Raw genomic sequence first — 22,029 nt, 5'->3', positions numbered from 1 at the left:
GAATCCGGTTCGGGCGACAGAATCACTTCCGAATCGATAAAATGGAATACCCGATGAAAACACAAGATACATACCGCGGCGACTCCGTGTCGCCGCGTCTCCGCTTCGCCTTGATCGGCGCCGGCGGAATCGCTCAGGCATATGCGCAGGCGTTTGCGCAAAGCGAGTGCTGCGAACTGGTCGCGGTTGCGGACGTACGCTCGGAAGCCGCGCAGGCGCTGGCGGAAATCACCGGCGGCAAGGCTTACGATGATTACAAAACATTGGCCGGAAACGAGACGCTCGATGCGGTGATCGTCGCAACGCCGCCGAAATCGCATCCGGAGATCGCCTGTTATTTTCTCGAGCGCGGCACCCCCGTTTTGTGCGAAAAACCGCTGTGCCTGACCGTTGCCGAAGCCGAAACGATGATCTCGACGGCAGAGAAATCGAACGTTCTGTTCACGATGGCGTCGAAATTCCGATATTGCGATGACGTCATCAAGGCCAAAGGGATAGTCGCCTCGGGAATCCTCGGGGACGTGATCCAATTTGAGAACGCGTTTACGGCGAAAGTCGATATGTCGAAACGTTGGAACTCCGATGCGGAGATCTCCGGCGGCGGCGTGCTGATCGACAACGGTACGCATTCGGTCGACATCATCCGTTATTTCCTCGGTCCGATCGACGCCGTTCTCGCCGTCGATGCGGGCGGCACGCAGGACCTGGCGGTCGACGAGAACGTCAAGATGTTCGCGAAAACGAAAAACGGAGTTACGGCGAGCGTCGATCTGACGTGGGGCATCAATAAAGAACTGCCCTATTTCATCAGCATTTACGGAAACGGCGGAACGCTCCACATCGGTTGGCGAGAATCGAAGTACAAACTCAACTCGTCGCCCGACTGGACGGTTTTCGGTTCCGGCTACGACAAGGTAGCGTCTTTCAAAGGCAAGATCGAGAACTTCTCCAAAACGCTTCGCGGACGGGAAGATCTTCTGATCAAACCCGCCGACGCGCTTGCCTCGGTTCAGGTGATCGAAGCGGCGTACAAATCGTTGAAGCAAAATCTCTGGCAGCCGGTGATTGAGTTGAACAACGTCGCGGCGAGATAGTTTCGGATTTCGGATTTGTGATTTGTGATTTGCGATTGGAATCCCGAAATCCCCAATCCCCAATCCCGAAATCCCAAATCCGAAATCCCCAATCCCAAATTGAAATGCCCAAAATTCATCCGACAGCAATCATCGAAGACAACGTCGCCATCGGCGAAGGCACGAGCGTTTGGGACAACGTCCATATCCGTCACGGTGCGTCGATCGGCGAGCAATGCATCGTCGGTGAAAAATCTTACATCGCCTACGACGTGAGGATCGGCGATCGGGTCAAGATCAACGCGATGGTCTATATTTGCGCCGAGGTGACGATCGAAGACGGCGTGATGATCTCGGCCTCGACCACGTTTACCAACGACCGTTTCCCGCGCGCGACGTTTCCCGACCTGAAAACGCTGCGGCCGTCCGAACCTGACGAGCACACGCTGAAGACTCTCGTTCGTGAAGGCGTGACGATCGGTGCCGGGTGCACGATCGGCAACGATCTCGAAATCGGGCGCTGGGCGATGGTTGGAATGGGCTCGCTCGTCACCAGATCGGTGCCGGATTTTCATCTCGTCATCGGCAGTCCGGCGCGCTCGATCGGAGCCGTCTGCAAATGCGGACAACTGTTTCATAGGTTCGACGGCGACTCGAAGCGAGTTGAAAGGGCTTGCGAATGCGGTCTCGAATATATGATCGATGACCAGAAGGTGCGCGAAATAGAGGAGTGATCCTTCGAAATAGATCGCGGATAGTGGAAAGCTGATAGTTCGATTCGCGACTATCAGCTTTCAACTATCAGCTAAGCACTATTCCGGCAGGTGCCGATTTTGATGGTTGAACAAAAGCCCCAAATCCAGACTGAAGAATCCGCGATCGCGGTCGTGGGATCCGGTTTTCTGGGTCTCACGACCGCACTGCGGTTGTCCGAAGCGGGACATCGCGTAACGGTCCTCGAAGCGGCGCCGGAAATCGGCGGTTTGGCGAGCGCGTGGCGGATCGGCGACGTCGTCTGGGACCGGCATTATCACGTAACCCTATTGTCTGATTCGTTTACGCGGAAGATCGCAAGCGAGATCGGTCTCGGAGATGAATTTGAGTGGGTCGAGACGAAGACCGGGTTTTACACCGGCGGCGAACTCTATTCGATGTCGAACACGCTTGAATTCCTCCGCTTTCCGCCGCTCGGGCCGGTCAGCAAATTAAGGCTCGGCGGGACGATCTTTTTCGCCTCGCGGGTGAAGGATTGGAAGGCCCTCGAAAAGGTCAGTGTCGAAGATTGGCTGACGCGGCTTTCCGGCCGCAAAACGTTCGACAAGATGTGGCGGCCGCTGCTTAAAGCAAAACTCGGCGAGGCCTACAAGGAAACAAGCGCGGCATTCATCTGGGCGACGATCCAACGGATGTACGCGGCGCGGAATTCAGGTTTGAAACGGGAAATGTTCGGCTACGTCCGCGGCGGTTACGGCCGCGTCCTTGAACGTTTCGGCCAGGTCCTGCGGGAACGCGGAGTCGAGATCAAACTCGCCGCGAAGGTTACGGAAGTTCGGAGATCGGAATCCGGCGAATGGACCGTCGCTCTCGACGATCCGGAATCCGATGTTCCGATGCCGAGATTCTCTCAAGTGATTCTTACCTGTCCGTCGAACGTTGCCGCGAAGATCGCGCCGCAGTTGAGCGGCGATGAGAAATCGAAACTTAGAGGCGTCGAATATCAGGGAATCGTTTGCGCTTCGGCTTTGTTGAAGAAATCGATCTCGCCGTATTATGTGACGAACATTACCGATGAAACGCCGTTTACGGGCATTATCGAAATGTCGGCCCTGGTCGATAAAAAGGAGTTTGGCGGAAACGCGCTCGTTTATCTGCCGAAGTATGTCGCGCCGGATGATGAATTGTTCGAAAGGTCGGACGCGGAGATCGAAGAGACTTTCATCGCCGCGCTCGAGCGGATGTATCCGCATTTTTCGCGCGGCGACGTCATCGAATTCAAGGTCTCTCGCGTGCGGCAGGTCTTTCCGCTGCCGATCTTGAATTATTCGGAGAAACTGCCGCCGATCGCGACATCGCTCGACGGATTGTTTATCGTCAATTCGTCGCAGATCACGAACGGCACGCTGAACGTGAACGAGACGATTCAACTGGCGGAGAGGTTTTGCTCGGAGTTCCGACTTCAGGAGGTGCGGGCCGCCTGAAGGCGGAACTCCGAGCAACTCAAAAGATGATTGCAAGTTTAAGTTTGGACCTCGATAACAAGTGGTCCTATATGAAAACTCACGGAGACGCCGGGTGGGAGAATTTCCCGTCGTATCTCGACGTGTGCGTTCCGCGGGTACTTGAGTTTTTGAAACAACGCGATTTGAAAATCACGTTCTTCATCGTCGGCCAGGACGCGGCGCTCGACAAAAATCGCGAGGCTCTGGCTCGGATCTCCGCGGCCGGGCACGAGATCGGCAATCACAGCTTTCGCCACGAGCCGTGGCTGCATCTTTATTCGAAACAAGAACTTATCGAAGAATTCGAGAAGACGGAATCGGCGCTCGAAGCAGTTGCCGGTGTTCGGCCGGTAGGATTTCGCGGTCCCGGATACAGCCTCTCACCGACCGTGCTCGAAGTTCTCGCCGAGCGCGGATACGAATACGATTGTTCGACGCTCCCGACATACATCGCACCGCTCGCGCGTGCCTACTATTTTTTCAGGTCGCCCGAGATGTCGGACGAGGAGCGCGAGAAACGAAAAAAACTATTCGGGAAGTTCTCCGACGGGTTTCAAAGCCTGAAGCCGTACAGATGGAAGATCGGCGAGCGATCGATCACCGAAATTCCGGTGACGACGCTTCCGCTTTTCAAAACGCCGGTCCACGCGAGTTACCTGATCTATCTTTCGACGTTTTCGAAGTTTGCGGCGCGCGCTTACTGGAGAACGGCGCTTGCAATGTGCAAGGCAACCGGGACGGAACCGAGTCTGCTGCTTCATCCGCTCGACTTCCTGTCAGGCGAGGACGCGCCCGAACTCAAGTTTTTTCCGGCTATGGATCTGGCGATCGAGAAGAAACTGGAGTTTGTCAGCGAGATGCTCGAAAGCTACACCAATAGTTTTTCGGTAACGACGATGCGTGAACACGCCCGAGTCGCGTCGGAGCGCGACCTGCGCGTGAGGTATGAGTAACGCCTTCAGGCGTGAAGAACGATGGGCACAGTTCGAACCGAGGTCAGATCAGGATTGCGCGCCACGCTCACGGCGCTGATGATCGAACTGCGTCCGATGGAATGGTCCAAGAATCTTCTCGTCTTTTCGGGATTGATATTCTCGAGGTCGCTGACCGATGCGCACAACGTCGCGATCAGTTTCGCCGGTTTCCTGCTTTTTTCCTGCGCGAGCAGCGGCGTTTACCTTTTTAACGATCTTTGCGACATCAAGGAAGACCGCGAACACCCGGTCAAGCGGCACCGTCCGCTCGCCTCGGGCGCGCTCGACCTGAATCTGGCGCGCATCGTGATGATCCTGCTCTTTGCCGCCGCGACCGCCGGCGCGCTTTGGTTGAGCCACGGTTTCGCCGTCATCATCGGCGTCTATCTCGCAACTTGCCTTGCTTACTCGATCAAGTTGAAGGACATTGTGATCCTTGACGTGATCCTGATCGCTTCCGGGTTCGTGCTTCGCGCTATTTCCGGTGCGATCATCATCAATGTCGACGTTTCCGAATGGCTCGTTCTCTGCACCTCGATGGTCGCGCTGCTGGTCGGCTTCGGAAAGCGCCGCCACGAACTGGTGTTGCTCGCAGAGACCGCCGAGAGCCACCGGCGGAGTTTGAGCGATTACTCGATCGGCTTTCTCGATTCGATAATGAACATTTGTGCCGGTGCGGCGGTGTTGACCTATGCGCTTTATACTCGCGCCGAACAAACGGTCGAGCGCGTCGGCTCGCGCGGGATGCTTCTGACACTCCCATTCGTTGTTTACGGCGTCTTTCGGTATCTATTTCTGATACACAAGCGCGAGGCGGGCGGCGATCCGGTCCAGATACTTTTTCGCGACCGTCCGACAATGTTGAATTTGCTTCTGTGGGTCTTGGCGGCGGGACTCGTGATCTACTTGCCGAAATTGCTGTGAACCGACGACTTACGTATATCTTGGCGGCGATTTTTGTGATCGGGGCCGCAGTTCGTCTCGCGGATGTGCTGCGGCCGATCGAAAGGTCGTTGTGGCGGGAATCGGACGTCGGCGCGGTCGCGCGGAATTTTGCGACCGAGTCGTTGAACATCTTCTATCCGCGAATCGACTGGCGCGGAACGTCGCCGGGTTACGCCGAAATGGAGTTTCCACTTTACCCTTTCATCATCGCGGTGACCTACAAGTTGTTCGGTGTCAACGACGTTTTAGGTCGCGTCTGGGCGTTGGCCTTCTCGCTTTTGACGTTGTTGGTCTTCTTCAAACTTGCACGCGAATACCTCGACGGTCCGGGCCTCGTCGCCGCGGCCGCGTTTTTTGCCTTCAATCCGTTGATCGTCGAATTTTCGACATCGATTCAGCCGGAAGGGTTGATGTTGCTCTTTTACCTTGCGAGCGTATTGTTCTTCGTACGGTGGATCGACCGCGAGCGCGACGGAGATTTCGCCTGGGCTGCGCTTTTTACGGCGTTGGCGCTGCTCGCAAAAATGACGGCGGGCCATATCGGACTTCTGTTCGCGTTTTGGCTTTTGCGAAAGCACGGATTCGGAGTTCTTTCGCGCTGGCGGGTTTGGATCTTCGGCGCGGTCAGCCTGGTTCCGGCGGCGGTCTGGTACATTCACGCCAAAGGACTCTGGAAAGCATACGGAAACTCGCTCGGCGTTTCGAACGAATATCACTGGATCGGCGCTGATTTTTTTACGAATCCTTATTTTCTCAAGGGGATTTTGGGTTCCGAGATCTTCTGGGTTTGGTCCTTGGGCGGATTCATCATCGGATCATTCGCCCTGATCGTCGCGTTTCGCGAACGCGCTGTCCGCGATGCGCTGGTTTGGACCGCGGCCTGTTTCATCTTTTACATTATCGCGGCGCGAACCGCGGCCGACGATTGGGCGGCGTATTATCACATTTTCTCGGTTCCGCCGGCGGCGCTCCTTTTCGGGGCCGGAATTCGCGAATTGATTCGTTTTGCGGGCCGCTTCGCGGATAATTTCAGTGCCAATTCGGGCTTGGTGAATTTGTCAAAGGTCGCCTTGATGCTTGCATTTGCGTTCGTGGCGCTGATCGTCTTTGCTGTGGATGTGCGCCAGATCCGCGCCCGGTTTCTCGAAAACCGCGTCACTGATCCGAGCTACGTATGCGCTACAAGGATCAAACCGCTAATTGCCGAACCGGGATTGATCCTCGCCTCTGGCGACCGTTGCTTTGATCCCGACGGTTACGAGGTTGCGTACAATGCGTCGTTTATGTTCTATTGGCTGGACCGCAAGGGATTCAATGTTTGCGTCGAAGAACAGTCGGTCGCGAAAGTCCGTTCGATCGCCGGCGATGGCGCGAAGTATATGGTCGGACAAAGGTATTATATGAAACAAAAACCGGGATTCGAGGAAGCGCTTCGGCGCGAGTTTCCGGTTGTCGCCGAATGCGATGAGATCGTCGTTTTCGACTTGAGAAAGTAAGATCAGTGACCAATCAACTCTGTCCGCTGTGCCGTTCCGATTCGAAATTCGCCTTTGAGGCGAAGGGATATCCGTTGCACGATTGTCTCGCGTGCGGCCATCGATTTGCCGTGATCGCCGCGGGCGAGCAGCACGTTAAAGAGGTCTATGACGACTCGTATTTTTCCGGCGGCGGCGCCGGCTATTCGGACTATCTCTCCGAGGGCGAAATGCTCAATCTGCGCGGTCGGATGTACGCCCGAAAGATCGCAGGAGTTGCTCCCGCAAAAGGGAAGATGCTGGATGTCGGCGCGGCGGCCGGATTCATTCTGCGCGGATTCGTCGATTCCGGTTGGCAGGGAACCGGCCTCGAGCCGAACGCCCAGATGGCGAAATTCGGCGCGACGACGCTCGGGCTTCACATTCGCAAGGGATCTCTCGAATCGTTTCGGACGCGGGACAGATTCGATCTGATCTCGATGATTCAGGTCGTGGCCCATTTTTACGATCCGCGCGCCGCGTTCGAACGCGCGCGCGATCTGTTGACCGACGATGGGCTTCTGCTGATCGAGACCTGGAACCGCGAATCGATTTCGGCGCGTTTGTTCGGCCGGGCCTGGCACGAGTATAGTCCGCCGAGCGTTCTGCAGTTCTTTTCCGAAAAAGGGCTTACCGGATTTCTTGAGGGAATCGGATTCCAAAAGGTAGCCGGCGGCAGGCCGTCGAAAAAGATCTCCGGCGCGCACGCGCGTTCGCTTCTGAAATATCGGATCGGCGACTCGTTCCTGCTCAAATTGATTCCTGAAAAGTTGAATTTTCCATATCCGAGCGAGGATCTGTTTTGGGCTGCGTACAGGCTTTTGCCGCGGGAACGCAAGGATGCGGAGGCAGTTTGAACGACGAACGTGTGCAGAATCGATCTCCGCTCCTCGGCGTCTCGGCCGCGATGCTCGCCCATTTGATGATCGCGGTTCCGCTCGCGTATTTTCTCAATATCTGGGTCGACGAGGCCTCGACGCTCTACACCACCGAACGCGGACTTGTTTTTGCGTTTCAGAATGCGCTCGCCGACGAAAAACAGGCGCCGCTTTATTTCTGGATGTTGAGCGTGTGGCGCGAGTTGAGCGGTTCGATATTCTTTGCGCGGGTCTTTTCGATCATTTGCTCGCTCGCGGCGATTCGTCTTTTTACGCGCTCGCACGCCGGTTCTTTGACGAGCGACCGGCGTTTTTCGTTACCCTGCTCTTCGCGCTTCATCCGTTTTTCATATGGGCGAGCGTCGAGATCCGCGTCTATTCGCTCGTGATCTGTCTGTCGCTGATCCTCTTGAACCTATGGTTTTCGACCTATTTCGATTCGACCGACGGACGCATCCAGCGAAGCTCGAATCTGACATTTCTCGCCGTCGCGGTCGTTTCGCTCTACACCAATTATTATCTCGGGTTCCTGCTCGCCGGACTTTTCGGATCGCTGGTGATCACCCGCAAGTGGCGCGCGGCGGCGGCCTATTTTTTCAACATGATCGCGGCCGGGATCGTTTTCGCGCCGCTGATCTGGGCCGTGGTCTCGCAATTCGCGGCCAACACGGTCGCGTTCCAAACCGAGCGCAGCCTCGTCGTCGGATTGCAGCTTTTGTGGAACACGTTTCTCACCTTTGCGATGCCGACCGAGATCTATCCGCTCGAACAGATCTCGACCGTTTCGCTGATTCGCGTTTGGTTCGTGCGAATCGCGGCGGTGATATTGATCGCGCTGGTGATTCGCAAGCGACGCGAAATTCTTGACGGCAAATTGGTCGCGATCGGGGTCACGGCGGCAACGATCGGCGCGTACTTTTTGGTCGCGTACCTTCTGCTCGGCGAAGTGTATGTTGCGATCCGGCACGCTGCGGTGTTGTTTGCGCCGCTGGTTCTGATGCTCGCCGTCGTGCTCAACCGTCTTTTGCCGGCGAAGGCCTGGCCGTTGATCCTGTTGATCTATCTCGCGCTGTTTTCGTATTCGCTGACGATGCTTTATCCGAATCTCGCGAAACGCGGCGACTGGGCGCGAGTCGGCGCGTTTCTCGAGCAAAACGAGCGTCCGAACCAGCCGATCATCGTCTTTACGACATTCGACGCGCTCGCGTTGCCTTATCATTATCGCGGCGTCAACCGGATCTTCCCGGACGAAAGGTATTTTGACTGGGAGATCGAGGCTCCGGCCGGAACCTCGGAAGCCTGGCGTCGGCAAACCGAGTTTATCTTGTCCGAGATCCCGTCCGAGGCCGGAGAGATCTGGCTTTTGACGAACGAAAAATGCGATGTTCGCGAATCGTGCCGTCCGTTGGAGAATTTCATCGAACAGAATTACACTATTGAACACGAAAAGAGTTTTTATCTTGAGAAGGCCCGCTTGCTGAGGAAGAAAAAATGATCGAATCGATTGACCCGAAACTGATGAACAAAACGGCCGTCCGTTGCGCGGAATGCGACCGCGAGATGGACCATTACAATACGTTTGTCGGTCCCACGAATGAAGCCCGCACGGTGTGCTGGGAATGCCTGATGCGCGAAGAGAAGGGATTCTTCGCGAAACGTGATTTTCACAGAACTTCGCGACGCGGCGTGATCCCCCGTTGAATTTCTGATTCGCGATTTGTGATTTCGGATTTGACCCTCTGAAATGATAAGAACGATCACTGAATATCCCGCTCCCGTCCTCGGTGACGTCGGAATGCCCGTCGAAAAATTCGATGAGGACCTTGCCGCGCTTTGCGCCGATATGTTCGAAACGATGTACAACGCCGAGGGCGTCGGGCTTGCGGCTCCGCAGATCGGGCTGAATCTTCGCCTTTTCGTGATGGACTGCGACGGCGTAAAACTCGTCGCCGCGAATCCGGAGATCATCGAAACGAGCGGCGAGCAATCGGGTCAGGAAGGATGTCTTTCGGTCGGCAAGGTCCCGGCCGTCGTCGTAAGGCCGATGAAGGTCAAACTCCGCGCTCAGGATGAGAAAGGCGAATGGTTCGAGCGCGAGGCCGAGGGCTACGCCGCCCGCGCGTTTATGCACGAGACCGATCATTGCAACGGCAAACTCTTCATCGATCACCTCCCGAAAATGCGCCGCGATATGATCGTCAAGAGTTTCAAGAAGCGAAAGTCCTGGTGAATTCGATTCCGTCAGCTGCGAGCTGTCGGATTTTAGCTGTTCGAGAAGATCCTGCATTTGTGAAAAACGGTTTTTTGAATCGGGCAAGCATCAAAGGTGAGGAAGAATCAATGAGGTTCCCATTTTCTTATTGGAGTTGGTTACAGCGATTGGGGATTTGGATTCTCGGCATGACATTCGCTCTCGCTGTTTTTGGTCAGACCAAGACGGACTTGGCTTCAAATCAGTATTTGCAGCTTCTTGGGCAACTCCCTGAAACGCCATCGATGAAGCAGATAGAAGATGCGAAAGAACGGGGTGAGGCATTCCACAAGGCTGAAATCGGAAAGCTCGACGACGGTTCAGAATCAAGGAAGAGGGCGGATCTTCTGTATTCGATTTTTTTGAAGCAACTTTTGGCGCGCTCGTTTGTTGCTGAATTTGCGGCACCCATGAGTCTGAAGGTGAAATGGTTCTACTTGCGCGATGGGTTGATGCGGGAAACCCGCGGGCTGCTGGAACCAACTGTCGCCTACTACTCTGCGCTCGGTCGCGATTCGCGCGAGGCGGCATTGGCCTTCTTTGAATTCGCCGATTTCGATGAACGCCACCCGTTGCGGGACAATCGATCTCCTTCGCTTCGCAAGATGCTTGATCGACTTGCCAAAGACCGCGATTTTTACACCCGGTCACTCGAGATCAGCGAAAGGATCAACGGTCCCCAAGATGAACTCTTTTTGGTGACTCTTTTTAATCTTGCAAATAACCTTTTCAATTGCGCGGAATTTGAACTTTTTATTCCGGTCATCGAAAAATTCTTGCTGAATGTGGAAAAGAACCTTGGCCGCAATTGGGAAAGTGTTGTGCACGGATTGCGCCTTTTGGCGGCGACCAAAGACGCAATTGGGTTGACTGCCGAAGCGAATGCCATTCGTGAGAGAATTCTTAGGCTCACAAAAACAACAGATGAAGCTTCTCTTGCAATCATCAACCTTAGCGCACGTGCGTTGGACTTTGGCTATAAAGGAATGAATTCAAAAACCGGTGTGGTGCGCCTGGAGGCGATACGTTACATGCGACAATCGTCGAATTCGACGAATCAGATCCCGGAAAAATCGGGCAGCTTACCGGACGACGCGGCTCTCCCAGATTCAATATTGGTACTTATCAAGCTGGATGAGGACGGTAATGTCACAAACGCTAACGCCCAGGCCGACAATGTCAAACTGAAGACGAAAGCGGAAACGGAGGTTTCGAAATGGCGTTTCCGACCATTTGAATCAAACGGAACGAGGCGAGCACTGTCGGGTTTTGTTGCTTTTCATTTCTGAGAATTTGATTCGGAGCGCCCGAGGCGATCAGCAACTTGCGCCAAGTTCAAACACGCCGAGATACAGACTTTCATCCTCAATCTCAAAACGGGTCGCGAGATGCCCCCAAGTTCCGTCCGCCTTCAACCGGTAGCCATCGCTGTTCGGTTCAAATCCATCGACCGTGAATTCGCCGAACGTGTCGGTCGTCGTTCTAGCGATCTCTGATCCGTCGCGTTCGATAACAACTTCGACACCGGACGCGCATTCTTCGACGCCATCGACTGAATGAACCAGAGTTCCGGCAACAAAGCATCTGTTGAACAAATGCAGGTTTTTGTAGTAGACACGCGGCCGCGTTTCCAATTGCGGTTCGAGGACCTCGAGGCCTTCTTCGGCCCGGATTCGATCCATCTCTTCGTCCTCGACCTTGACCGAACGGCAGACGTCCATCGGGCACGCCTGCTCGAGTCGCGTTCGGTTCCAGCCTTCGTCGAGCAAATGCGCGTCGAAGGGCCAAGCCTGCGGGATTTGCTCGTCTTCGTTCCACGACACGGCTCCGTACGGGCAGGCGTCCACGATCTGTTTCTGGCCCTTTGCCTTCACCGGGTCGATGATCACGATCCCGTCCGAGCGTTTTCGAACCGCGCCGCCGTCGGCCGCCTCCATACAGGGCGCGTTGTCGCAATGGTTGCACATTACAGGCAGGAAGTTCGCGCGGACGATCGGGTAAGTGCCGCGTTCCTTGCGGCGGATGTCGAGCCAGTTATGGCCTTGCGACGGTTGCGCCGCCGAGATCCCCGGGAATTCGTTGCCGACGTATTCGTCTTTCACCGCCAGAAAGCAGAGGCGGCAGTTGTCGCAACGCGCAACATCGACGATCATATTCCACTTCTTGGCCATCAGTTTTTCTCCATCGGCTGCCAGGTATCGACGCCGGTCCATTTTTCAACCTCGATCAGCACCGCGTTGGGCTTGATCCCGTGCCCTTTTTTGGTGATCGACCCTTTCGGATTCAGCATATTCACACAGCCGCCGAGATCGGTCGATCGCCCTGGTTCACCGACCGGATGGTATTTGGCCGAACCGGAATAGGCGCTTATGACGCCCGGCCGGAGCCGTTCGGTGACCTGAGCCGCACAGACCACTGAAGCGCGGTTGTTCCACAAGCGGATCAAGTCATCGTCCTTGATGCCTCTCGCGTCGGCGTCCTTTCTGCTCATCCGTGCGACAAGGTAGTAGCGCCCGTCCTTCAAGACGCGATGTTCGCGGACATCGTTGAGGCTGCTGCCCTCGTCGTCGCCCATCACGTGATAGGCGTAGCGCGTGTGCGGCGTCTGAAGTTTCAGCGGAAAATCGGCGAGTTCCGGATTGCGCGACGGATCCTCGTAGGACGGCATATATCGATTGAGCGGCGGACGGTCCGGATCGTCGATCTTTTTGAGCGACTCGGCGACGAACTCGAACTTGCCCGACGATGTCTGCAGACCGCCGAGATATTCGCCGACATAGTCCGATGGAAGCGGATACGGCTCGGGCGTGTCCTTCTTTCGGCCCTCGTAAAACCAGCGGTTTGCGGTCGGCGCGCGTGCTGTTTCAGGATCCGGTGGAACAACGAAGTAGCCTTTTTTGAGGAACTGCCGCCACGAGATGTGCTTCGACAGATCGGAGGAGTAGAACACGCGCTTGCACCAGTCGAGTTCAGAGGTGCCGCCTTCTGAGTAAACCGCTCCGAGTCCAAGTTTCTCGGACACCGCGAGGAAGATCTCGTAGTCGGACTTCGACTCGCCGAGCGGCTCGATGCACTTGTGCTGCAAAGAGATCACGCGATGATTGTTCATCGAGTACATATGGTGCACGTATCCGGCGCCGACGTTGTACCACTCGCCGATATCCCATTTCTCAAAGATCGTGCAGGCGGGAAGTATGATGTCCGAGAACGGCGTCTCGCCCTCGTGCCAGACCGATTGGTTGACGATGAACTTGAGGCTTTCGTGCTGATATGCGCGTGCCCAGCGGTTTCCGCCGACCATCGTGCCGAAAAGCTGGCTACCGTACTTGTAGAGCATTTCGACGCGGGCGTGGCCGGGCGATGGGTAAAAGAACGGGAAAAACTGGCCCTGAACGGACGAAACGTCGGTGAGGTATCCCTGCGCCTTGCCCTCGGTAATCGCCTCGGGAAACCAGATCCGCGGGATGCTTTGACGCACGGTGCTCATCGTCACGATGTGCGGCATTCGCTGGTAGTTGTTGGCCGAATTCGCGCTGAAAGCGAGATCGCCCGAGATGCTGCCCTCGCCGTAGCCGGGGAAGTAGAAGTTGAAATCGAGCGGCGTTCCGAACTGGAGATTGCCGAAGTTGACGCCCGGACGTCCCCAGCCCTGCATCGCCGCGAGGATCGTCATCATCCGCGCCCACTGCATTCCGGTCGCGGTGCGTCCCGCGCCACCGACGCCGCATCCCCAACTGCCGGCGCCGAGATACGTCTTCTTCGAGCCCCACTCGCGCGCCAGGGCGCGGACGTCGCGGGCGGGAATGCCGGTCTCGGCCTCTTGCCATTCGGGCGATTTCGGCACGCCGTCGCTTGCGCCGAGGATATGGTCTTTCCATTCGTCGAATCCCGTTGTACGGTTCGTTACGAAGTCCTTGTCGTACAAATCCTCTGTGATCCAGACGTGGCAGATGGCCTGCGCGAGCGCCGGGTCGGTCCCGGGCCGCGGTGCGATCCATTTTCCGCCGACGTGCGCCGCGGTGTGGTTCAAATACGGATCGATGTGGACCATCTTGATGCCGAGTTCTTTAGCCCACTCGCGCCGCTGCGATCCCTCGTAGCCATAGGTCGTGTCCGGATCGCTCGACCAGAAAACGATCATCTCGGCTTCTTTCAGGCAATCTTCGACGGTTCCGTAAAATTCCGGACATCCGAGCCGCAAACTGTTGCCCCAATGATGCATCGCGCCCCAGAACCAGCCCTCCCAACTGTCGGGGCTGTGCATCAGTTTCGTGACTCCGATCAGATTCCAGAAGCGGTTGAAGGCGCTCAGATAATGCCCGAGGTTGCCCCATTGATGGTGCGAGCCGTGATCGACCGCGATCGCGCCCGGGCCGACCACCTTGGCGCGCTTGATCTCGCTCGATACAATTTCCAACGCTTCGTCCCAGGTGATGCGCTCGAACCCGGACTTTCCGCGATTCTGCGGATTGCGTTCGCCGTTCGGGTCGAAATCGACCCGCTTCATCGGGTAGAGAATTCGCCCTTTCGAGTACAACATCGACTTCTGGCACATTCCGTGGGCGGCCAGCGACGTCCGACGCGCCGGCGTGAACGTCTTCCCGCGAGCGGTGATCGACCACGGTTCCGCATCGTCGTCATCGAAATCGAGCGGGGTCGTGCGGATAACCTTGCCGTCCTTGACGTAAACGAAGATCGGCCCGCCGTTGGTTCCGCTCGTGTAGCGCGTGACGCCGTTACCGACGTCGGTGCCGTATTTCCAGGTTATCGACTCGAGTTGCGCCAGCGTCCGCAGAAACCAGACGGCGAGTTCGTCGGGGCCGTGCAGTACGATCTTGAAGTTTTTGGCGGCGTCGATCCGCTCGAGCAGGTCGAAAGGCGGTGTGAGAAAGCTTTTCGCGATCGCCTTGTTCTTGAAGTCGATCGTAATATCGGGACGCTCGTGGATGCCACGGGCGGACGAGATCTTGCCGTTGTCGAGGCTGATCCAGCGGCCCTCGGGCTTATCGCGCAATCTGAACTGCGCGACGAGATTCCTCTCTTTCAAGCGCGCCGCGTACTTGGGGTAAATCTGCGAAGCGACCCGCATCGCCTGCGGAATGCCCCACAACAGGATCGAAAGATTCATATCAAACTCCAGATAACGACGCCGCAAGAAGCGTCGTAATAAAGGTCTCGTCAGGCTGCGGCGACCCAAAGCCGTCCGAGGCATTTGCGAAGCGCGCCGAGCAACACTTGCCGCTCGGCGGGATCGAGATCCGTGAACAGCTCGCGGTTGGCGTTCATTCGCGCCTCGTCAAGAGCGTCGATGATCCGTCGTCCGTCGTCCGTGACAAACAGCCGTTTGCGCCGGCGGTCTCCGGCCTCCTCTTCCTGCCGTATCAGACCGCGTTTCAGGAGCTGGGTAACCAAGACACTGATGCTGGCGCGCGAAACGCCCCTTGCAAGAGCGATTTCCGATCCCATAATGCCGGCGCCGTTCGATCGTTCGGGAAGATGTGCAGGCAAAGGAAAATTCGGATCGCCGGCGATCTGCAGCAATACGAGCCACTGTTGGGTCGTCAAGGCCGCGCCCGCCGCTACTTCCTCGCCGAGTTTGCTCAATTGGTTGGCGAGATCGAAGAACGTCAGGACCAGCGTTTCCTCGACGGATGCTCCGTTTTGCAGGGTCAGCTCCATTAGTTAGATACTTTAATCATTAAAATAATTAATTGTCAAGAGTTTTCGAACGCATCAAATGGAAAACGATTTGGACCCGCGTTTGCCATACAAAAAACCGCGTTATTTGAATTTGAGACAATTGAGATTTCGGATCTAAGTTGGCAAAGACAGCACACCCGATGCCCGACCTACGCCGCCGGTGTTTCGCTTGAGTTCCGAATCGAGAGCAGCAACACGGCAGCGGCGATCGAGATCGATGCGCTGATCAGGAATGCGTATTGCGCGCCGAGGTATGTCCACAACGCGCCGAAGATCAATGATGCCGGGAAGACTGTGATCGAAAAGGCGAGATTGTAGAAACCGAATGCCGTGCCGCGTTTTTCCGGGGCGCCGACGAGATCCGCGACGAACGCTTTTTCGACGCCTTCAGTCAACCCGAAATACGCGCCGTAAATGATGAACAGCGCCCACGCCTGCCACGACTCGGTAACGAAAGCAAATCCCGCATAGACGAATGCATAGATCACCCAGCCGGTAAAGATCAGTGTTTTCCGGCCGAACTTGTCCGACAGATCGCCGCCGATCAGCGAAAAGACGACCTTGCTGAAATGGAGCGCCATCCAAAGAAGCGGCAGAACGGCGACGGCGACGCCGGATTGCTCGGCCCGCAAGAGCAGGAACGCGTCGGTCGAATTCGAAAGCGTGAAGAGCGCGATGACGACCAGAAACCGTTTGAAATTTCCGTCGAATTCGTTGATTGACAGCTTGATCTTGCTATTGGAATCGACGTCCGTCGGTCGCGGTTCTTCTTTGACGAAAAACGCGATCACGAAGAGTCCGAGGATCACCGGCGCGGAAGCGAACAAGAATACCTGACTGTAATCCCGCGCAGACGGCTGGCTCGGATTATCGGCGAGCAGAAACAAAAGCACCGATGCGCAAATCGGCCCAAAGACAGCGCCGAGATGATCCGCCGCGCGGTTGAAACCAAATGCCAGTCCGCGTTTTTCGGGCGCGACGGAGCCGGCGATCAGTGCGTCGCGCGGAGCTCCGCGAATCCCTTTGCCGACACGGTCTGTCAGCCGCACGAACAAGACCTGCGGCCAGCTCGTGGCGAACGCGAGTATCGGACGCACGACGCCGGCAAGCGAATAGCCGACGAACACAGGGAGTTTCCGCGAGTTGAATTTGTCGCTGAAATAACCCGAAAAGAGCTTCAGGAACGCCGCCACAGACTCGGCGAAGCCTTCGATAACTCCAATCGCGAACGGCGATGCGCCGAGTGTCAGCGCCAGGAAAGCCGGCAAGAGCGGATAGATTATCTCGCTCGAAGTGTCGTTGAACAGACTGACGAGGCTCAGCGCGAAGACGTTGCCGGAGAGTCCCCGGTAGCGCGAGAAGAATGATTTGAGCCGTTTGAGCATCGCGGGATCAGCGCGGACGCGTCGTTGCGGGTTTTGGCGCGGCGTCTTTCGAGCCAGAGCCGAACATCAGAAGCGCGACGCCGCCAACGAGCGCGATCAGCAGAATGACGGCGACGATCACCATCCGAAACGCCATCTTGACCGTTCTCTTAAGCATTTTGAATGCAACAAACGCCGCCAGCGCGACGACGACAAAGAAGACGACACCGGCAATCGTTCCCGTGGTTCCGATTTGAAGAAGAATTATCATTTGAAAACTCCGAATCGATCGAGAACCGGATTCAGGCGCTCGATCCTCATCCATCAGCTAATCCGCAAACTCCTTCCCGCGCTCTTCCAACGCGCGTTCGATCTGTTCGACGTCTTGTTCGCTCAACGCCGTTTCCTGTGTCGGAATGGCGAATTCCTCATCGGCCCACGCGCCGAAGTCGAGCAGTTTGCATCGTTCGGTGCAAAACGGCCGGAATTCGTTGCCATCATACTCGATACGTTTTCCGCAGGTTGGACAGGTTACTAACGGCATAATTTCAGACTGAAAGATTACCATATTCCGCGCTGTTCGGACGAAAGCGTATCAATATCTGCAATTGACATCCGCTGAAGCCAGCGAACAATTTGACGCCGCAATCGTCATTCTGAAAAGCAAATTCCATAACTCCGGACAGCTGGCATCTCTAACCCAAACCAAGTACGGCTACTATCCAAACTACAAAGCCCGGGGAATTGCCAGTGTTCCGACCGAGACTCGCGTCCTCAACCCCGCAAACCCAAACGACCCCGATGACTTCCTCGCCAAGACAGAGACAATATATGACAACACATTTCCGGCATCTAATCCGAACTATCCGTACCTCAACCGAAACCTACGGGATTTCGGGCACCTTCCAGTGCCCCTCCGGATCGCAGACGGTGGCCGACGACCGTCCGCCTGTGGGACAGCGACAACAACATCTGGCACGAATCGCATACCCGATACGACATATTCGGCAATGCGGTAAAGGTGAAGGATCCGGCCGGCAACGAAGTCGAAACATTCTTCGAAAACACGGCCGAGAAACCTTACCTGTATGCCTATCCGACGAAAGTCATCACGCCCGCGCCGGACCCGACCGGGGTTGACGGAACCAATCAGGGATCGCAGGCGACGACTACCTATGACTTCAACACGGGTCTGCCGCTTTCGGTAACCAACGATCTCGGGCAGACGACAAAGACGGAATACAACGATCCGCTGCTTCGACCGACCCGCGTGTATCCGGTCGGCTTCACAGCGCCGGAATTGCAGACGATCTATGACGACGTCAACCGGACGGTGAAGGTCAGAAAGCAGATCGACGAGACCCATTGGGACGAAGCGACGACTTTTCTGGACACGCTCGGGCGCGCCGTGAAGACGCAGGCGACCGATTCGCAAGGCGACATCTTCGTCGAGACCGAATACGACTTCCTCGGCCGCGTCAAACTCACCTCCAACCCGTACCGTCAGGGCGATGATATCTTCTGGTCGCGGCCGCGGTATGACGAGCTGAGCCGCGTCGTTGAAACCTGCGCGCCTTCGCCAGATCCCGGAGCCGGCAACCAACCGTGCCCGACCGGGACGAGTACCGGGACCGTCTCGTTCTCATTCTCGACCGTTCAGAACGCGGTCGGGACTGTGGTCACCTCGACCGATGCCAGCGGGCGCAAGTCACGCTCGATCACGAACGCGCTCAGGCAACTGATCCGCGTCGATGAACCGACCGGGATCAGTTCCGATCCAAACGCCGATCTCGGCGCGATCGGCGCTCCGAACCAGCCCACCTTTTACACTTACAACGTTCAGGGAAAATTGGTGAAGGTCCAGCAGGGCAAGCCGGGTGAAACGACCCCGATCCAGTACCGGTACTTCAAATACGATTCTTTGGGCCGATTGATCCGGGTGATGCAGCCCGAGCAGGAGCCGAACCCGAATCTTGCTCTTCCGGATCCGGGAAACAACACGTCGGGACAATGGTCGGCGGCGTTCAAATACAACGCGCTCGGGGATCTTGTCCGCGCGACGGACGCCAACGGGGTTTCGATCATAAACGAGTACGACAAGGCTAAGCGCGTCACGAAGCGTTGTTATTCGAAACCGCTGAACTCCACGATCACCGCCACGACCTGCGCCGGTCTCGCGGGCAACGACATCAGCGACAACACGCCCGAGGTCACGTTCCTTTACGACGGACTGCTTGAACCCAATCAGGCTCCGGCATCGCCGAACTATGCCAAAGGCAAACTGACGCGCGTCTCAAGCTCGGTCTCGGACACGCGCTACACCCAGTTCGACACGCTCGGGCGACTGACCGAAAGCATCCAGCGCACGCCGTTCGGCACCGAAGCGGTCGAGAGCGCAACGCCGCGCGTCTCGAAGTACGCCTACAACTTCGCCGGAGCGCTGATCGAGGAAACCTATCCCTCGACACGAGTCGTCCGCTATGAATACGAATCCGATGGCGACCTCAGCCGGATCTGGGGCAAAGCCAACCAGAACGCACCCGAGAGGACCTACGCCAATTCGTTCTCATACACGGCATCGGGCGGGATCGAGCGGATGAAGCTCGGGAACAACCGATGGGAGACGGCAAAGTTCAACGAGCGGGCGCAACTGACCGAGATCGGGATCGGCGTCGGTGTGAGCGACAACAGCGTCTGGAAGCTCGAATACAAATACGGCGAGCTTGAGTCGGGATCGGTCAACGCGAACAAAAACACGGGCAATATCGCCCGATCGGTGATGACGCTCGCGGGCGTCGCGAATCCGATTGTCCAGAATTACAGATACGATCCGCTTTATCGCCTGACCGAGGCGGAGGAAAAGAACAACACGACCGAAGATGCCGGACAGAACTGGACTTTGCAGGTCAACCAGCCGCGGAGCGGCGGCAGAGTTTAGCCGTGCGGCGTAAGCCCACGGAAAGCAATCGAATCCCGAACCCGAGTCGCAGAGCGACGGCACACCGCATTTTGGATTTCGCCAACCCGCAGGAGTTGCGCGTTCACGCGTGACCGCCGAAAGCGGACGAACGGCGTGTCGATTTCCGACCGATCGGAAATCCAAAATCGAAATTCCAAAAATCGGCCGTGCCGTCGCTCACGCGACTCCAATCTCTAACCGCGCGTTGGCCCGTGGGCTGACGCCGCACGGCTAAACTCTGCCGCCGCTCCGCGGCTGGTTGAATGCGTAAAGTCCGCGGCGGCGAGGGTCGCAGGGTCAAGAAGATCACCTGGAACACTCAAGGCGTAACCGAAACCACGATCTTCGTCTATTCGGCCGGAAAGCTTGTCGCGGAATACTCTAACACGCAGGTTCCGGTTCCGAACAGAACGACGCGGTATCTGACCGAAGACCATCTCGGCACGCCGCGGGTTATCACGGACAGCGAAGGCAATGTCATCTCCCGGCGAGACTTTCTCCCATTCGGCGAAGAGATCACCCCCGACATCGGCTCCCGCGCCTCGGTCGCCGCCTACCAACCGACAAACGACAGCGTCCGCCAGAAATTCACCGGCTACCAAAAGGACACCGAAACCGGCCTCGACTTCGCCGAAGCCCGGATGTACGAAAACCGCCACGGGAGATTCACGGCGGTCGATCCGCTGCTTGCGTCAGGCAAATCAGCGAATCCGCAGACTTTCAATCGGTTTGTCTATTGCACGAACAGGCCGTTGGTATGCGTTGATTCGGATGGAAAGAAGCCGGTCTACATTTACCGGGATTTTGGGACCTGGACGCGTTGGCGGAGAATCGACGACACGTCAAAGCGATTCAGGTATCTGACGAACAGGACAAACAAGTATCGGGTCTACAACGGATCACGCGGGGCAATCATTCAGACCAAGGACGGCGGAGCCTATTATCAGCTGTCGCAAGAAGGATTCAAACTCGCGATTCCGGTCCGCGCCAATGAAAAGGAGTTTGATCCGACCAACAACCCGATTGTCGGATTCAATGTCGCCGGTGCCTTCGTAAGCTCATTGACCGCCGATCTTATCGGATTTGGAGATGCCGACTCAACGGAATTTCGAAATTCAAAGGCAGCTTTGGACATAATGCAGTATGCGTCGATGGTCAAATCGCTCGGTAAACTTGGAATAACCGGCGGTGCAGCCTTTTGGGCGATAGTGAAGGCAACCGTCAACAATCCCGATGACATTGGTAAGCTTGCTTTCTCGATCACAAAGAGCGCCAAAATCGGTGAATGCTTCAAAGTAGCCGAGGCCCTTGAGGATACTTTCAAGGCCAAGAACGTAGCGGGTGAAGTAATCGAAATGCGAACCGCTACCGGCAGGGCAATTGAGATAGTGAGCGATACGGTTGGCGGGGCCGAATCAATTTCCACCAATGGAATCCATCGGGCCGTTCGCGTCGGCGATATGGTCTTTGATAACATTCACAAGGAAGGAATCAGTTATGCGGAGTGGGTCAAGGACTTCCACTCGCAAGACCCTCTTATCGTGGATGTCGTAAGGAGCTTCTGAATGAATCTGGACGGAGTTTTCGAACAACTCTTGGAAAAGCCCGGAATTTACATCGGATATCCTTCTGTCACCCGGGCGTTCGCGTTTCTCAGAGGATACGCGAGTGCCTTGGATGATTTGGGAATCAAGGACGACTCGCTCGTTCTTCGAGAATTCCAGGACTATGTCTGGAACCGGTACGGTGTCAACGCTCCAGTGAACTGGGCCGGTATATTTCTCCTGTATTGCTTCGGAAACGAGGTTGCCGCATTCGAGCTGATGGCCGAACTTTGGCGGGAGTTCCTCGCGACCCGGCAGGAATCAGATGGGAGCTCAATCGTGAGCTGAAACAGCCCCAAGGCATTGGCTTTTCCTCTGATCACGGCCCGGAAGCGCCACAGCTGTTCGTTCAGACTTACAGATACGACTCGCTCTATCGGATCACCGAAGCGCGGGAGACTTAGGGCACGACCCAGAACTGGAAGCAGACCTGGGAATACGACCGGTTCGGCAACCGGACGCAGTTCGCGCGGTTTGTCGGCGCGACCCAGCTTGCGAACGACGCGCATTCGTTTCCTTCGATCGATGCCGCCACGAACCGGTTCAAC

20 protein-coding genes are annotated in these 22,029 nt (G+C 56.4%); 14 read left to right on the top strand and 6 right to left on the bottom strand.

Going from position 1 to position 22,029, the window contains the following annotated elements:
* Window positions 1-53: 53 nt before the first annotated feature.
* From IPN69_23430 to IPN69_23380, 11 genes are all read left to right on the top strand, one after another.
* Window positions 54-1,094 carry a Gfo/Idh/MocA family oxidoreductase gene (locus IPN69_23430; protein ID MBK8813662.1) on the top strand — a complete coding sequence of 347 codons (1,041 nt, stop codon included), beginning with the start codon at window positions 54-56 and terminating at the stop codon, window positions 1,092-1,094.
* Between the two features lie 104 nt (window positions 1,095-1,198).
* Window positions 1,199-1,807 (top strand): N-acetyltransferase, encoded by a 609-nt coding sequence (locus IPN69_23425; GenBank protein ID MBK8813661.1) that lies wholly within the window; start codon window positions 1,199-1,201, stop codon window positions 1,805-1,807.
* Between the two features lie 102 nt (window positions 1,808-1,909).
* Window positions 1,910-3,271 carry an NAD(P)/FAD-dependent oxidoreductase gene (locus IPN69_23420; GenBank protein MBK8813660.1) on the top strand — a complete coding sequence of 454 codons (1,362 nt, stop codon included), beginning with the start codon at window positions 1,910-1,912 and terminating at the stop codon, window positions 3,269-3,271.
* A gap of 26 nt (window positions 3,272-3,297) precedes the next feature.
* Window positions 3,298-4,245: a polysaccharide deacetylase family protein gene (locus tag IPN69_23415; GenBank protein MBK8813659.1), complete on the top strand. Its 948-nt coding sequence runs from the start codon at window positions 3,298-3,300 to the stop codon at window positions 4,243-4,245.
* A gap of 21 nt (window positions 4,246-4,266) precedes the next feature.
* Window positions 4,267-5,190: a decaprenyl-phosphate phosphoribosyltransferase gene (locus IPN69_23410; protein ID MBK8813658.1), complete on the top strand. Its 924-nt coding sequence runs from the start codon at window positions 4,267-4,269 to the stop codon at window positions 5,188-5,190.
* A complete protein-coding gene (locus tag IPN69_23405; GenBank protein ID MBK8813657.1) occupies window positions 5,187-6,707 on the top strand; it encodes a glycosyltransferase family 39 protein in 1,521 nt (506 codons plus the stop codon). The genes IPN69_23410 and IPN69_23405 overlap by 4 nt, the downstream gene beginning before the upstream one ends.
* Before the next feature lie 5 nt (window positions 6,708-6,712).
* Complete coding sequence (locus tag IPN69_23400) at window positions 6,713-7,582, top strand: methyltransferase domain-containing protein (GenBank protein ID MBK8813656.1); 870 nt, start codon at window positions 6,713-6,715, stop codon at window positions 7,580-7,582.
* Window positions 7,583-7,847: 265 nt separating this feature from the next.
* The gene (locus IPN69_23395; protein MBK8813655.1) at window positions 7,848-9,098 is read left to right on the top strand and encodes a hypothetical protein; all 1,251 of its coding nucleotides are present in this window, start codon (window positions 7,848-7,850) and stop codon (window positions 9,096-9,098) included.
* On the top strand, window positions 9,095-9,304 hold the full coding sequence (locus IPN69_23390; protein MBK8813654.1) for a hypothetical protein: 210 nt from the start codon (window positions 9,095-9,097) through the stop codon (window positions 9,302-9,304). Before IPN69_23395 ends, IPN69_23390 begins: the two co-directional genes overlap by 4 nt.
* A gap of 43 nt (window positions 9,305-9,347) precedes the next feature.
* A complete protein-coding gene (gene def / locus IPN69_23385) occupies window positions 9,348-9,833 on the top strand; it encodes a peptide deformylase (protein MBK8813653.1) in 486 nt (161 codons plus the stop codon).
* Window positions 9,834-9,892: 59 nt separating this feature from the next.
* A complete protein-coding gene (locus IPN69_23380) occupies window positions 9,893-11,143 on the top strand; it encodes a hypothetical protein (protein MBK8813652.1) in 1,251 nt (416 codons plus the stop codon).
* Window positions 11,144-11,170: 27 nt separating this feature from the next.
* Here IPN69_23380 and IPN69_23375 read toward each other — a convergent pair whose 3' ends face one another.
* The 6 genes from IPN69_23375 to IPN69_23350 form a co-directional block, all read right to left on the bottom strand.
* Window positions 11,171-12,025: an oxidoreductase gene (locus tag IPN69_23375; protein MBK8813651.1), complete on the bottom strand. Its 855-nt coding sequence runs from the start codon at window positions 12,023-12,025 to the stop codon at window positions 11,171-11,173.
* The gene (locus IPN69_23370; GenBank protein ID MBK8813650.1) at window positions 12,025-14,982 is read right to left on the bottom strand and encodes a molybdopterin-dependent oxidoreductase; all 2,958 of its coding nucleotides are present in this window, start codon (window positions 14,980-14,982) and stop codon (window positions 12,025-12,027) included. Before IPN69_23370 ends, IPN69_23375 begins: the two co-directional genes overlap by 1 nt.
* Window positions 14,983-15,032: 50 nt before the next feature.
* The gene (locus IPN69_23365) at window positions 15,033-15,533 is read right to left on the bottom strand and encodes a MarR family transcriptional regulator (protein ID MBK8813649.1); all 501 of its coding nucleotides are present in this window, start codon (window positions 15,531-15,533) and stop codon (window positions 15,033-15,035) included.
* Between the two features lie 170 nt (window positions 15,534-15,703).
* The gene (locus tag IPN69_23360; protein ID MBK8813648.1) at window positions 15,704-16,939 is read right to left on the bottom strand and encodes an MFS transporter; all 1,236 of its coding nucleotides are present in this window, start codon (window positions 16,937-16,939) and stop codon (window positions 15,704-15,706) included.
* Between the two features lie 7 nt (window positions 16,940-16,946).
* Window positions 16,947-17,189 carry a hypothetical protein gene (locus IPN69_23355; GenBank protein ID MBK8813647.1) on the bottom strand — a complete coding sequence of 81 codons (243 nt, stop codon included), beginning with the start codon at window positions 17,187-17,189 and terminating at the stop codon, window positions 16,947-16,949.
* A gap of 57 nt (window positions 17,190-17,246) precedes the next feature.
* On the bottom strand, window positions 17,247-17,462 hold the full coding sequence (locus IPN69_23350; protein MBK8813646.1) for a DNA gyrase inhibitor YacG: 216 nt from the start codon (window positions 17,460-17,462) through the stop codon (window positions 17,247-17,249).
* 477 nt (window positions 17,463-17,939) lie between these two features.
* Between IPN69_23350 and IPN69_23345 the strand changes: the two genes are divergently transcribed.
* The 3 genes from IPN69_23345 to IPN69_23335 all read left to right on the top strand — a co-directional run bounded on the left by IPN69_23345 (window position 17,940) and on the right by IPN69_23335 (window position 21,769).
* A complete protein-coding gene (locus IPN69_23345; protein MBK8813645.1) occupies window positions 17,940-19,856 on the top strand; it encodes a hypothetical protein in 1,917 nt (638 codons plus the stop codon).
* A 284-nt stretch (window positions 19,857-20,140) separates the two neighbouring features.
* Complete coding sequence (locus IPN69_23340; protein MBK8813644.1) at window positions 20,141-21,442, top strand: hypothetical protein; 1,302 nt, start codon at window positions 20,141-20,143, stop codon at window positions 21,440-21,442.
* A complete protein-coding gene (locus tag IPN69_23335; protein MBK8813643.1) occupies window positions 21,443-21,769 on the top strand; it encodes a hypothetical protein in 327 nt (108 codons plus the stop codon).
* Window positions 21,770-22,029: the final 260 nt, after the last annotated feature.

It is taken from the genome of Acidobacteriota bacterium (assembly GCA_016715115.1).
Lineage (GTDB): Bacteria > Acidobacteriota > Blastocatellia > Pyrinomonadales > Pyrinomonadaceae > JAFDVJ01.
This window is presented reverse-complemented; position numbering and strand designations above follow the sequence as displayed.